General features: G+C 73.1%; 12 protein-coding genes. 4 read left to right on the top strand and 8 right to left on the bottom strand.

Annotation, left to right across the window (positions count from 1 at the left end; all coding sequences use genetic code 11):
- Window positions 1-12: 12 nt before the first annotated feature.
- Entirely contained in the window at window positions 13-804 is a 792-nt protein-coding gene (locus ACIBP6_RS14705; protein WP_397052305.1) for an ABC transporter permease, read from the bottom strand.
- On the bottom strand, window positions 801-1,715 hold the full coding sequence (locus tag ACIBP6_RS14700) for an ATP-binding cassette domain-containing protein (protein WP_397052303.1): 915 nt from the start codon (window positions 1,713-1,715) through the stop codon (window positions 801-803). Before ACIBP6_RS14700 ends, ACIBP6_RS14705 begins: the two co-directional genes overlap by 4 nt.
- A gap of 143 nt (window positions 1,716-1,858) precedes the next feature.
- On the opposite strand from ACIBP6_RS14700, the gene ACIBP6_RS14695 reads away from it, so the two are divergent.
- Window positions 1,859-2,680, top strand: a complete 822-nt coding sequence (locus ACIBP6_RS14695) for an aldo/keto reductase (RefSeq protein WP_397052301.1) — start codon at window positions 1,859-1,861, stop codon at window positions 2,678-2,680.
- A gap of 3 nt (window positions 2,681-2,683) precedes the next feature.
- On the opposite strand, the gene ACIBP6_RS14690 is transcribed toward ACIBP6_RS14695, so the two are convergent.
- Window positions 2,684-3,430, bottom strand: a complete 747-nt coding sequence (locus ACIBP6_RS14690; RefSeq protein ID WP_397052299.1) for a maleylpyruvate isomerase family mycothiol-dependent enzyme — start codon at window positions 3,428-3,430, stop codon at window positions 2,684-2,686.
- Window positions 3,431-3,493: 63 nt separating this feature from the next.
- Between ACIBP6_RS14690 and ACIBP6_RS14685 the strand changes: the two genes are divergently transcribed.
- Window positions 3,494-4,405, top strand: a complete 912-nt coding sequence (locus ACIBP6_RS14685; protein ID WP_397052297.1) for a MerR family transcriptional regulator — start codon at window positions 3,494-3,496, stop codon at window positions 4,403-4,405.
- A 4-nt stretch (window positions 4,406-4,409) separates the two neighbouring features.
- Here ACIBP6_RS14685 and ACIBP6_RS14680 read toward each other — a convergent pair whose 3' ends face one another.
- Window positions 4,410-5,429, bottom strand: a complete 1,020-nt coding sequence (locus ACIBP6_RS14680) for a zinc-binding dehydrogenase (RefSeq protein ID WP_397052295.1) — start codon at window positions 5,427-5,429, stop codon at window positions 4,410-4,412.
- Between the two features lie 177 nt (window positions 5,430-5,606).
- Window positions 5,607-6,938: an MFS transporter gene (locus tag ACIBP6_RS14675; protein ID WP_397052293.1), complete on the bottom strand. Its 1,332-nt coding sequence runs from the start codon at window positions 6,936-6,938 to the stop codon at window positions 5,607-5,609.
- A gap of 63 nt (window positions 6,939-7,001) precedes the next feature.
- Between ACIBP6_RS14675 and ACIBP6_RS14670 the strand changes: the two genes are divergently transcribed.
- Complete coding sequence (locus tag ACIBP6_RS14670; protein WP_397052291.1) at window positions 7,002-8,000, top strand: LysR family transcriptional regulator; 999 nt, start codon at window positions 7,002-7,004, stop codon at window positions 7,998-8,000.
- Window positions 7,990-8,325: a hypothetical protein gene (locus ACIBP6_RS14665; protein ID WP_397052289.1), complete on the top strand. Its 336-nt coding sequence runs from the start codon at window positions 7,990-7,992 to the stop codon at window positions 8,323-8,325. The genes ACIBP6_RS14670 and ACIBP6_RS14665 overlap by 11 nt, the downstream gene beginning before the upstream one ends.
- 9 nt (window positions 8,326-8,334) lie before the next feature.
- On the opposite strand, the gene qcrB is transcribed toward ACIBP6_RS14665, so the two are convergent.
- From qcrB to ACIBP6_RS14650, 3 genes are all read right to left on the bottom strand, one after another.
- Window positions 8,335-9,954: a cytochrome bc1 complex cytochrome b subunit gene (qcrB, locus tag ACIBP6_RS14660; protein ID WP_397052287.1), complete on the bottom strand. Its 1,620-nt coding sequence runs from the start codon at window positions 9,952-9,954 to the stop codon at window positions 8,335-8,337.
- Between the two features lie 176 nt (window positions 9,955-10,130).
- The gene (locus ACIBP6_RS14655) at window positions 10,131-10,772 is read right to left on the bottom strand and encodes a class I SAM-dependent methyltransferase (protein ID WP_397052285.1); all 642 of its coding nucleotides are present in this window, start codon (window positions 10,770-10,772) and stop codon (window positions 10,131-10,133) included.
- Window positions 10,773-10,899: 127 nt separating this feature from the next.
- Window positions 10,900-12,429 carry an acyl-CoA synthetase gene (locus tag ACIBP6_RS14650; RefSeq protein ID WP_397052283.1) on the bottom strand — a complete coding sequence of 510 codons (1,530 nt, stop codon included), beginning with the start codon at window positions 12,427-12,429 and terminating at the stop codon, window positions 10,900-10,902.
- Window positions 12,430-12,473 lie beyond the last annotated feature (44 nt).

Here is a 12,473-nt window from a genome sequence, read left to right as displayed (position 1 = left end):
AGTCTAGGCGGTTCAGGCATCGCGGCGGCGCAGCATGACGTGGCCCGCCGCCACCGCCACCGCAGCCCAGGCCAGCAGCCACGCCAGCCCCTCCCAGGCCGGGTAGGGCATCGGCCCGCCCGTCATGTTCACCGCGCTGCCCATGAACGCCAGCCCCGCGAACGTCGGCATCCGCAGCGCCGCCCCCAGCGCCGCCGGGCCGCCGGCCATCAGCAACATCAGCGGCAGGCCCAGCAGCAGCATGAACATCACCGTCAGCGTGCCGGCCGCGCTGCGCATCGCCAGCCCGGCCCCCACGGTCATCACCGACACCAGCGCGTAGAACACGCCCACGCCCAGCAGGTCGCGCACCGCCTCGCCGGGCGGCAGCACGACGAGCCCGCCGAACAGGTCGATCGACAGCAGCAGGTAGACGGCCGCCGTCGCCGCCGCCCCAGACAGCACGCCCGCGACCGCCATGACCGGCGCCACCACCAGCGCCTTGGCCGCCAGCATCACCCCGCGCACCGGCGTCGCCTGCAGCGTCACCCGGACGGTGCCGGAGGCGTACTCGGAGGTGACCGCCAGCATCGCCGCCGCCACCAGGGCGAACTGGGCGAACGACGTGGCCGCGACCACCGGCTCGCTCGCCGTCAGCCGCAGCCCCGTCGCGCCGTCCCGCAGCGCCTCGGTGGCGGTGGAGCCGCCCAGCGTGACCGCGCCGAGCACCATGAGGACCAGCGCGCCGCCCAGGCACCACCACGTGGACCTGACCGACCACAGCTTCACCCACTCGGCCGCGACCGCCTGCCGCAGAGTGCTCATGCTCCCGCCCTTTCCGCTCCGTACTCGACGCTGTCCGAGGTCAGCTCCTGGTAGGCCTGCTCCAGCGAGGCCTCGCGGGTGCGCAGCCCGTGCAGCCGGATGCCCGCCTCGTACGCCAGGTCGCCGACCCGCTCGACGGGCGCGCCGGTCGCCTCCAGCTCGTTCTCGCCGAGCCGGTCCACCCGGATGCCGGCGGCGCGCAGCCGTACGGCGAGGTCGCCGGCGTGCGGGGTGCGGACCAGCACGGCCGTCAGGGAGCTGCCCGCGATGACCTCCGCCAGCGGCGCGTCCATGATGAGGCGGCCCTTGCCGATCACCACGAGGTGGTCGGCGGTCAGCTGCATCTCGCTCATCAGGTGACTGGAGACGAACACCGTGCGGTCCTGGGCCGCCAGCGAGCGCATCAGCCCGCGCACCCAGCGCACCCCGTCGGGGTCGAGCCCGTTGACCGGCTCGTCGAACAGCAGCACCTCCGGGTCGCCCAGCAGCGCCGCCGCGATGCCGAGCCGCTGGCTCATCCCGAGGGACAGCGTCCCGGCCCGCTTGCCGGCCGCGCCCGCCATCCCGACCATCTCCAGCACCTCGTCCACCCGCCGCCGCGGGATGCCGTTGCTGCGGGCCAGCGCGAGCAGGTGCGCCCGCCCGCTGCGGCCCGGGTGCACCGCCCGCGCGTCGAGCAGCGCCCCCACCGTGCGCAGCGGGTTCTTGATCCGGTGGTACGGCACGCCGCCGACGAGCGCCGTGCCCGCGCTCGGCCGGTCGAGGCCGAGGACCAGGCGCATGGTGGTCGACTTGCCGGCGCCGTTCGGGCCCAGGAAACCCGTCACGGCGCCCGGTTTCAGCTCCAGCGACAGGTCGTCGACCGCCACCCGGTCTCCGTACCGTTTGGTCAAACCCCTCAGACTGATCACGTCGCACCACGTTAGGCAGCCGCGCTGGCGGCGGCCATGGGGGCGGACCGCCGACCTCGATGGCGGAAAACCGTAACCGGATTGTCCCGGAAACGGCCGGGTAGGGACATCCGCGCCGTTCAACCGGGGGGAAAGGACCACGTATGACCGTCAAGCTCGCCGACGGACGTTCCATGCCGCGCATCGGCCTCGGCACCTGGCCGATGAACGACGACGAGGCCCGCCAGGCCGTCGCCCACGGCATCTCGCTCGGCTACCGCCTGATCGACACCGCCGCCGCGTACGGCAACGAGAAGGGCGTGGGCGCCGGCATCGCGCAGGCCGGGGTGCCGCGCGAGGAGTTGTTCGTCACCACGAAGCTGCGCGGCTCCCAGCACGGCTACGACGCCGCCCTGCGCGGCTGCGAGGAGAGCCTGGGCCGGCTCGGCCTCGACTACGTCGACCTCTACCTCATCCACTGGCCGCTGCCCGGCCGCGACCTGTACGCCGACACCTGGCGGGCGTTCGTGCACCTGCGCGAGCAGGGGCTGGCCCGCTCGATCGGCGTGTCGAACTTCACGCCCGAGCACATCGAGCGGGTGGTCGCGGGGACCGGCGTCCGTCCGGTCGTCAACCAGGTCGAGATGCACCCCGGATTCTCCCAGCGCGAGCTGCGCGCCTGGCACGCCGAGCACGACATCGTCACCGAGTCGTGGAGCCCGCTCGCCCGCGCCGGCAAGCTGCTGGACGATCCCGTCGTCGCCGCCCTGGCCGCCGCCCACGGCCGTACGCCCGCCCAGGTCGTGCTCCGCTGGCACACCCAGCTCGGCGCGGTGCCCATCCCCAAGTCGTCCGACCCTGAGCGGATGCGGCAGAACTTCGAGGTGTTCGACTTCAGCCTGTCGCCGGACGACATGGCGCGGATGGAGTCGCTCGACGGCTCCGGCCGCACGGGCGGCGACCCGGACTCGAACGTCGAGCTCTGACGGTCAGAACCTGGTGTGGGCCAGCCAGTGGTCGAGCAGCTCCCGGTCGCCGGTCACCTCACGGGCCGGCACCCGGCCGGTGAGCACCAGCATCAGCTCGGCGGCCGGCCCCCGCACCGTCACGTCGCCTTCGCCGCTCGCGCGCTCCCACCGAGGCCCGTCCGGGGTCCTGCTGACCAGCCAGCCCTCCGCGTCGTACGGGCGGATCGCCAGGCATTCGCCTGAGCCGCGCAGCTCGGCCAGCTCCGGTTTGAAGTCCTCGGCCGCCGGGGCCGACAGCAGCTCCATGCCCTCGGTGATCACGTCGGCCGCGAGCTCGGCGGAGATCTCGAACGGCGCGCCGGTCGCCGCCGCGGCGTCGTAGTGGTGGACGGAGATGTCGTTCAGCATCCTGCGCAGCCAGAACGCCGGCGGCACCATCCCCACCACGGACCACACCTCGGCGCGCTCGCCCGCGTCCCTGACCGCCTCGATCAGTTCCTCGGCGCCGTCCGTCAGCCACCGCTCCCACCCGGCCGGCGCGCCGGGATCGACCTCGCGCGGGTCGGGGATGGGCAGCGGTGCGGCCTTGCGCACCAGGTCGGCCGCCCAGCGCGGGGCTTGCCCGATGTGCGCGACCAGATCGCTCAGCCGCCATTCCGGGCAGGTGGGCACCGTCGCGTCCGGGTCGCCCGCGGCCGCGGCGCGGGCCAGCCCGGCCGTCTGCTCGCGCAGGTCCTTCATCAGCCGGTCGCTCTCCCAGGTCACCATCGCGTCGCTCCTCTCGTCGGGGTACGCGATTACGGTAGGAACTCCAGTCCAGTGGAGGTTCAAGTGCCGTTGCGCGACGACACGATCGGGATCGGAGAGCTGGCCCGGCTGACCGGGGTGCCGGTGCGGACCATCCGCTTCTACTGCGACGAGGGCATCATCGCCTCCGTGCGCAGCGTCGGCGGTCACCGCAGGTTCGACGGGGCCGCCGTCGAGACCCTCCACCTGGTGCGCCGGCTGCGCGGGCTCGGCCTCGGGCTGGCCCCGATCGCCCGCGTGCTCGCCGGTGAGAGCACCGTGGCCGACGCCGTCGCCGCCGAACGGGCCGCCCTCGACGTGCGGCTCGCGGGCCTGTCCTGGCGCCGTGCGGCGCTGCTGGCCGTGGAGGAGGCCGGTCCCGCCGCCCGGGCCGCCCGGCTGGAGCTGCTGGCCGCCGTGGAGGACGGCCCCGCCGCCCACGACCGGCTGGTGCGGTTCTGGCGGTGGCAGATGGTGGCGCCCATCTCCGAGGAGCTGTTCGCCGCGTTCGTCACCATGGCCGTGCCCGTGCCGCCCGCCGACCCGACGCCGGCGCAGGTCGTCGCGTACGCCGAGATGGTCGCCCTGGCCGCCGACCGGGCGTTCACGCGCCGCCTGCGCGCCCGCGCCGTGGCCAATCTCGAGGCGATCGCCGACGAGGAGGACCTCCTGTACGGCCTCGGCGAGGCGTCCGCGCTGGCCGAGCCGCTCGTGCTGGCCGGGGAGGCGCCGCGCGGGGGCCCGGAGCTGGACCGGTTCGTGGCCGCGCACGCCATGGCCCGGCGGCGTGCGGACTCCCCGGCCTTCCGCCGCGAGCTGCTGGCCGGCGTTGAGCCCGACCGCGACCCCCGCCTGCGCCGCTACTGGCGGCTCGTGGGCGAGGTGAGCGGCGAGCGCGCCACGCTGGGCGCGACCCAGCTGTGGCTGACCGACTCTCTCGAACGGTCGCTCCTGTGACGCCTCACGCCGGCGGCCGGCCCGGCGGGTCCTGCGCCAGCCGGACCGCGAGCTGGCCGACGTTGCCGCCGGCCATCATCGCGACGAGGGCGGCCGGTGCGGAGTCGAGGCCGTCGCGGATGTCCTCCAGGATCGTCAGCTCTCCTGCGGCATGCATCCGCCGCAGGTCCCGCAGCGCCTCCTCCCATCGGGGCCGGTGGTCGGCGACCAGGAAGCCCTCCATGCGCAGGCTCTTCGCGATGAGCCGCACCGCCAGGTCGCGCGGTCCCGGCGGCGGGTCGCCCAGGTCGTAGTGGGAGGTGACACCGCAGCAGACGATCCGGCCGTGCTTGACCAGGAGCGGCAGCACGGACTCCAGGATGGGGCCGCCGACGTTGTCGAAGTAGACGTTCACCCCGTCCGGGCAGGCCGCACGCAGGTCGTCCTGGAACGACGCCGATCGCCGGTCGACCGTCGCGGCGTATCCCAGCTTCGATTCCAGGATCCGGTTCTTGTCGTCGGAGCCGCTGATGCCGACCGCACGCGCCCCGGCCGCGCGTGCGAGCTGGCCGGCGAGATGCCCGACGCCGCCCGCGGCGCCGGAGACGAGCACCGTCTCACCTGCTCGGACCCGCGCGATCGCGTGAATGCCGAAATATGCCGTCAAACCGTTCAGGCCGAGGAACCCCAACTGGTGCGAGAGCGGGCCGACGGGCTCCAGCGGGCGGACCGCCGACGCGGGGACGACGGAGTACTCCTGCCATCCGGCCGTGCCGGTGACGACGCTCCCCGGCGCGGGTCCGTCCGGCGGCCCGGCCACCACCTCGGCGACGACAGAGCTCGGGATCAGCTCACCGGGGACCAGCTGGGGGCGGTGGGTGGGCCCCTGCATCGCCGCACGTGCGCCCGGGGCGACGGAGACGAGGATGTTGCGCAACAGCACGGCGTCGGCCGGGCGTTCCGGCATCGGCACGACCTCGGCACGGAAATGGTGGAGCGCCAATTCCCCCGACGGCCGCTCCGCCATCACGATCTGCCGATTCATTCGGTGATCAGGCATGAAATCCCCTCATGGTCGAGGAACCCCGGCATTCCGCATCCCCCGGTGCAGGCCAGGTTGCACCCCCGCCTGCGGCCGGCGAGCCGAGGTCCCGCTTTCCTGGCGCCGGTCACCATAGAGGACGACCAGGGACGATCCACGGCCCGGCTCACCCGAAGGCCATCAGGCCGGCTCGGCGAAGGCGCGCGCCTGGCGGCCGCGGGTCACCAGGACGGCCAGGGCCGCGAGCACGAGCCATGCCGAGGTCAGGGCGATGAGCCAGGCCCAGCCCGCGTGGCCGTAGACGATGCCGCCCGCCGTGCCGCCCGCGCCGCTGCCGAGGTAGTAGCAGAGGGTGTAGAGGCCCGCGGCACGGCCCCGGGCGGCCGGGGGAGCCTCGGCGGTGGCCCAGGCGTTGGCGATGGCGTGCGCGGCGAAGAACCCGGCGGTCAGCACGGCGAACCCGAGCGCGACGACCGGCAGCGACGAGTGCGCGGTCAGCACGCTGCCCACCACCGTGACGGCCAGCGCCGTGACGAGCGCCGGCGTACGCCCCAGGCGGCCCGCCAGCCGGCCCGCGGCGGCCGAGGAGACGGTGCCCATGGCGTACGACAGGAAGACCAGGGAAGCGGCCGCGGGGCTCAGGTCGAGCGGCGGCGCGGCCAGCCGGAACCCGGCCGCGTTGTACAGCGCCACGAACGCCCCCATCCCCAGTGACCCCACCGCCAGCGGCCCGACCATACCCGGCCCCGGCCGAGCCTTCTTCGCCGCCGCGGCGCCCCGCTCACCCCCGGCCGCTCCGCCGCCCCCCGCCGCTCCTCCTCCGCCCGGCGCGAGGTCGGGATCCGCCGCGCGTGCGCGGTCGGGCGCGAGGTCGCGAGCGGCCGTGCGTCCGTTGTCCGGCGTGCGGCCGGCGTCCGCAGCGGCGCCGGCGGGCCTGGGCTCGCGGGGGAGGGCGACGGCGGCGAAGACGGCGCAGGCCAGGGCCACCGCCGCGACCGCGAGGAGGGCGCCGTGCCAGCCCAGGGGGCCGGTGGCGAAGCCGGCGCCGAGGCGGCCGAGCATGCCGCCGACCGAGTTCCCGGCGATCATCGCGCCCACCGCGGCCGGCAGCCGCGCCGTCCCCAGCAGATCCGCCAGGTACGCCGCCCCCACCCCCGCGAACCCGGCGACGGCCACGCCCTGCACCGCCCGCATCACCAGCAGCACAGGGAAGGACGGCGCCAGCGGCAGGGCCAGCCCGATCACCGCCGCCAGCAGCACCGACCAGAGGATCACCCGCCGCCGCCCGACGGCTCCCGCCATCCAGGCGACCGGCAGCACGGCGACGGCCAGCGCGGTGGTCGCCACCCCGATCGCCAGCGACGCGCTGCCCGGATCCAGCCCGTACGCCTGTGCGAGCTGCGGCAGCACCGGCTGCGGCGCGTACAGCAGAGCGAACGACGACAGCCCGGCCGCGGCCACCGCGGCGCTGACCCGCCGCGTGTCCACGGAGACATCCTGGAGAACGACCACACCTCAGACGCTAAGCAAAGCTAAAAAATACGTCTAATGCAGAAATAGGCGATAATTCATACTGTGACGCATGAATCCGATGAGGAGCTGGCCGCCCGCCTGGCTCCGTCCCTGGCCCTGCTGGCCGCCGTCGGTGAAACGGGCCAGGTCACCCGTGCCGCCGAGCTGCTCGGCATCCCCCAGCCCACGGCCAGCCGCCGCCTCGCGGCGCTGGCGGACATCGTCGGCGCCCCGCTCGTGCTCCCCGCCGGCCGCGGCATCCGCCTGACCCGGGCCGGCCGCACCCTGGCCGCCGCCTCCACCCGCGCGCTCGCCGCCGTGACCGCCGCCGTCCGCGAGGTGCGCGAGGAGATCGACCCCGGCAGCGGCCGCGTCGTGCTCGGGTTCCTGCACCTGCTGGGGCGCACCCTGGTGCCGTCGCTCATCGGCGGCTTCCGCGAGCGCAACCCGGGCATCCGCTTCAGCCTGGCGCAGGGGTCGCGCCAGGACATGCTGCGGGCCCTGCGCGCCGGCGAGATCGACCTGGTGTTCGTCGCGCCCATGCCGCTGGACGACCCCGATCTGGTCAGCCGGCCGCTCGCCGACCAGGAGCTGGTCCTGTCGGTGCCGCCGTCGCACCGGTTCGCCGCATGGGGGCGGGTGCGGGCGGCCGAGCTGGCGGGGGAGGAGCTGGTGACGCTGGAGCACGGGTACGGCCTGCGCCAGATCACCGACGACCTGTGCGCCGCGGCCGGGTTCGAGCCGCGCATCGCCTTCGAGGGCCAGGAGTCGGAGACCGTGCGCGGCCTGGTGGCGGCCGGCCTGGGCGTGGCCGTCCTGCCCCGCTCGGACCAGCCGCCCACGGGCGGCATGCGCGAGATCCCGCTGTCGCCGCCGCTGTTCCGCACGATCGGCGTCAGCTGGCCGGCCGGGGACCACCTGACCCCGGCCGCCCGCGCGTTCCGCGACCACGCCTGCTCCGGCCTGACCGACCTCGGCCCCGGTTTCCGCCCTCCGGCACCCCGCCCCGTCCGGCCGGCCGGCATTGATGATCATCGGCCAGACTGGGCGCATGACACATGACGGGGATGCGGGAGTGCCCGGGTCGCTGGCGCGGGCGCTCGGCGACGTGGCGGCCGAGCGGGCGGCGCAGGACGCCAGGTGGGGCATGCAGATCCTGCCCGACGGCACCGGCGCCGACGGCGCGACGGCCGCCTCCGACAAGGCCCGGCTGGAGACCGAGGCGGCCTCCCGGGCCGGGACGCTGACCTGGCGGCACATCCTGGCCGAGGAGGTGCTGGAGGCGTTCGCCGAGAGCGACCCGCGGCGGCTGCGGGGCGAGCTGGTCCAGGTGGCCGCCGTGGCGGTCAAGTGGATCCAGGCCCTCGACCGCCGCCCGGCCTCCTGAGCCACGGTCCTACTGCTCCCTCCTGGCGACGGGTTTCTCCTCATGTGCGTGGTCCCCGTCGAGCGGGACCTGCTCGCCGCCGTACGCGCGGCTCATCTTCACCCTGAGCCGCCCGAGCAGGCTGCGGGCGTACTTGGGCGGGACACGCTCGCCGTCCCCCCGGGCCGCGGGCAGCATCGGGACGGGCGTCTTGCCGCGCAGGTGGGCCTCGATGTCCTCCGACGGCGGCGAGTGGACCTCGATGTACTCGCCGTGCGGCAGGCGCTTGATGACGCCCGACTCCACCCCGTGGCTGACCACGCTCGCGTCCGACCGCTGCAGGCCCACGCACATCCGGTACGTGATCCAGTACGCCAGCGCCGGCCCGACGAAGATCAGCACCCGTCCGATGTACGTCGTCCAGTTGAGACTGACGCGGAAGAACGTCGCGATCTCGTCGTTGGCGCCGAGCAGCCAGAGCAGGCCGTAGAAGGTGACGCCCGCCATGCCGATCGCGGTGCGGTGCGGGTTGTTGCGCGGCCGGTCGGCGATGTGGTGCTCGCTCCGGTCGCCGGTGATCCAGCGTTCCAGGAACGGATAGAGCACCAGGCCGGTGATGATCAGGCCGAGGGGCAGCAGCGCCGGGATCAGCACGCTCAGTGGCAGCGTGCCCGCGTTCGCCGTGCCGAAGAGGTTGATCTCCCAGGCCGGCATGAGCCGCAGCGAGCCCTCCAGGAAGCCCATGTACCAGTCCGGCTGGGATCCGGCGGAGATGTCCGCGGGCGTGTAGGGGCCGAACAACCAGATGGGGTTGATCTGCGCGAACGTCGCCAGGCCCGCCAGGACGGCGACCGTGAACAGCATGTACGCGCCCGACTTCGCCATGAAGGCGGGCAGCAGCGGGGCGCCGACCACGTTGGTGTTCGTGCGGCCCTTGCCCGGCATCTGGGTGTGCTTCTGCACCCACATCAGGATCAGGTGGGCGGTGATGAGGGCGACCAGGAGGCCCGGGATCAGCAGGATGTGCAGCGTGAAGAACCGCGCGATCACCACCTCGCCCGGATACTCCCCGCCGAACAGGAAGAACGACAGGTACGTGCCGACCAGCGGCAGCGACTGCACCACGCCCTGGGTGATCCGCAGCCCCGCGCCCGACAGCAGGTCGTCGGGGAGGGAGTAGCCGCTGAGCCCCTCGAACAGCGACACCGTGAACAGCCCGATGCCGATCAGCCAGTTCAGCTCGCGCGGCTTGCGGTAGGCGCCGGTGAAGAACACCCGCAGCATGTGGATCACGATGCTGGCCACGAAGAGCAACGCCGCCCAGTGGTGCATCTGCCGCATCAGCAGCCCGCCGCGCACCTCGAAGCTGATCTCCAGGGTCGACGCGTACGCCTCCGACATGCCCACGCCTCTGAGCGGCGCGTACGGTCCCTGGTAGACCACGTGCCCCATGCTGGGCTCGTACCAGAAGGTGAGGAACGTCCCGGTCAGCAGCAGGATGATGAACGAGTACAGCGCGATCTCACCCAGCAGGAACGTCCAATGGTCAGGGAAGATCTTGCGCAGGTTGCGCTTGAGAAAGTTCGCGCCCCCCAGGCGCTCGTCCAAGAAGTTGCTGGGCCCGGTGATGAACTTGGGCAATGTGGTCATTAATGGCCTCCCCTGGCCGGACTCCAACGGCGGGGGGAAGCCGGACGGCGCCTCGGCGCTGCCGGATGACTGGTACGCGGCAGTACCAGAGCGTAGTCGCGCGATCGTCATCCGACTCGATGGCGGACCCCGGGCACCGGCAAAATTTGTAACGTTCTGCCGGATTCGCCGCAGTTTTATGCCGGTGTTGTCCCGTACACGGCGACGGTGAACGGGCGCGGCGGAGTCGTGTAGACCCGCTCGGTCAGGCGCGACAGCGACGGGTGCCCGTCGAGGAAGCGGTGCAGCCGCCTGGCCTCCGGCCACGGGTGCACCGCCACCAGCACGCCGTCCGGGGCCAGCAACGCGCTGAGCTGGTCGGAGGCGCGGTGCAGGCGGTCGTGGCGGCCCAGGTAGTAGAGGGTCTCGGAGCAGAACACCAGGTCGTAGCGGGGCTCGACCTGGTGGGTGAGGATGTCGGCCTGCAGGAACCGCACCCGCCCGTTCTCGGGGACGCGCGCCCGCGCCCGCTCCAGCGCCCGCTCCGACACGTCCACCCCGGTGATCTCGGCCTCCGGGTACGTCTTCGCGAGCGTCCCGGTGAACACGCCCTCGCTGCAGCCGACCTCCATGATGCGCTGGTACGGCCTGGCGGGCAGGCACTCCAGCGTCGAGCGGTACTTGTGCTGCTCGTAGTCGTCGGTCGACAACTTCCACGGGTCGGGGCTGCGGTGCCACCAGTCGAAGTAGCGGCGCAGGACCACGGCCTGACCCCTCGGCGACAGCAGCGACAACGTCCGGAAGAAGGTGCGGTGCATGAGCTCGGGCAGGCTTGGCATGCGGCCTCTCTAGGTCGACACGGGGGGAGTCCCGGGCTGGGCGGGCAAGTGGTCGCCGAGAGGGCATGCCCGCTCCGGACCGGGGTGAAGCGTGATCACTCCGAAGTCGTGCCCGAGGCCGCGGACGTTACGCCAGCGTGTCGCGCAGCTCCCGCTTGAGCACCTTGCCCGAGGCGTTCTTCGGCAGCTCCGGCACGAACACCACCCGCTTGGGCACCTTGAACGCCGCCAGCCGCTCCCGCAGGAACGCGGACAGCTCCTCGGCGGTCACCTCCGCGCCCTGCCGCGGCACCACCGCCGCGGTCACCGCCTCGATCCACCTGTCGTCCGGCAGCCCGAACACCGCCGCCTCCGCGACCCCCGGATGCTGGTAGATCGCCTCCTCGACCTCGCGACTGGCGACGTTCTCGCCGCCGGACTTGATCATGTCCTTCTTCCTGTCCACCACCGACAGGTAGCCGTCGGCGTCCATGACGCCGAGGTCGCCGCTGTGGAACCAGCCGCCGCGGAACGCCTCGGCGGTCTTGTCCGGGTCGTTCCAGTAGCCGAGCATGGCGTGCGGGCTGCGGTGCACGATCTCGCCGACCACGCCCGGCGGCACCGGCTCGTCCTGGTCGTCCACGATGCGGGTCTCCACGTTCAGCGCGGGCCGGCCGGCCGAGCCGAGCCGGGTGAGCTGCTCCTCCGGGCGCAGGATCGTGGCGACCGGCGCCATCTCGGTCTGCCCGTAGAAGTTGAACAGCCGCACCTCCGGCAGCCGGGCGGCGATCTCCTTCAGCACCTCCACCGGCATGATGGAGGCGCCGTAGTAGCCCTTGCGCAGCGACGACAGGTCACGGCGGTCGAAGTCGGGGTGGCGCAGCAGCGAGATCCAGACGGTGGGCGGGCAGAAGAGCTTCGTGGCGCGCTCGCCCTCGATCGTGGCCAGGATCGCCGCCGGGCTGGCGCCGGGCAGCACGATGTTGGTGGCGCCCAGATAGAGGCCAGGAGTGAGGAAACAGTGCAGCTGGGCGCAGTGGTAGAGGGGCAGGGCGTGCACCTCGACGTCGTCGGGGCTCATCTCGCCGTCCACCATGCAGGTGACGTACTGGGCGATCAGGCTCCGGCTCGACAGGGTGGCCCCCTTGGGGCGCGACTCGGTGCCGCTGGTGTACATGATCTGGATCGGGTCGTCGTCGGCGACCTCTGCCCGCGGCTCGGCGTCGTCGTCGTGCGACGACCACGCGGTGAACGCCTCCCAGCCGTCCCGCGCCGCGCCGATCACGCCGCGTACGGACACCTTGCCGGTGACCGCGGCCTCGGCGACCGGCAGCAGCGCCTCCTCGACGAGCATCCCGCTCGCCCCGGAGTGCTCCAGGACGTACGCCACCTCCTCGGCCCGCAGCATGAAATTGACCGGCACGGAGATCGCCCCCAGCCGCGCCAGCGCCAGGTACGCCACCACGAACGCGTGGTTGTTGTGGCTCAGCACGGCGAACCGGTCGCCCTTGGCCACACCGCGCGCGGCCAGCGCGTTGGCCGTGCGGTTCACCGCCCGGTCGAGGTCGGCGTAGCTCTGCCGCAGGTCGCCGAAGACGATCGCGGTCTTGGCGGGGTGACGGGCGGCCGAGCGCCGCAGGAGATCGCCGAGGGAGTGCTGACGGGTCAAGGCGGGCACCCTTCATCCGGGCAGAACGACATTCGGGCGATAGTAACGCCCTC

It is taken from the genome of Nonomuraea terrae (assembly GCF_044465245.1).
GTDB classification, from domain to species: domain Bacteria; phylum Actinomycetota; class Actinomycetes; order Streptosporangiales; family Streptosporangiaceae; genus Nonomuraea; species Nonomuraea terrae.
This window is presented reverse-complemented; position numbering and strand designations above follow the sequence as displayed.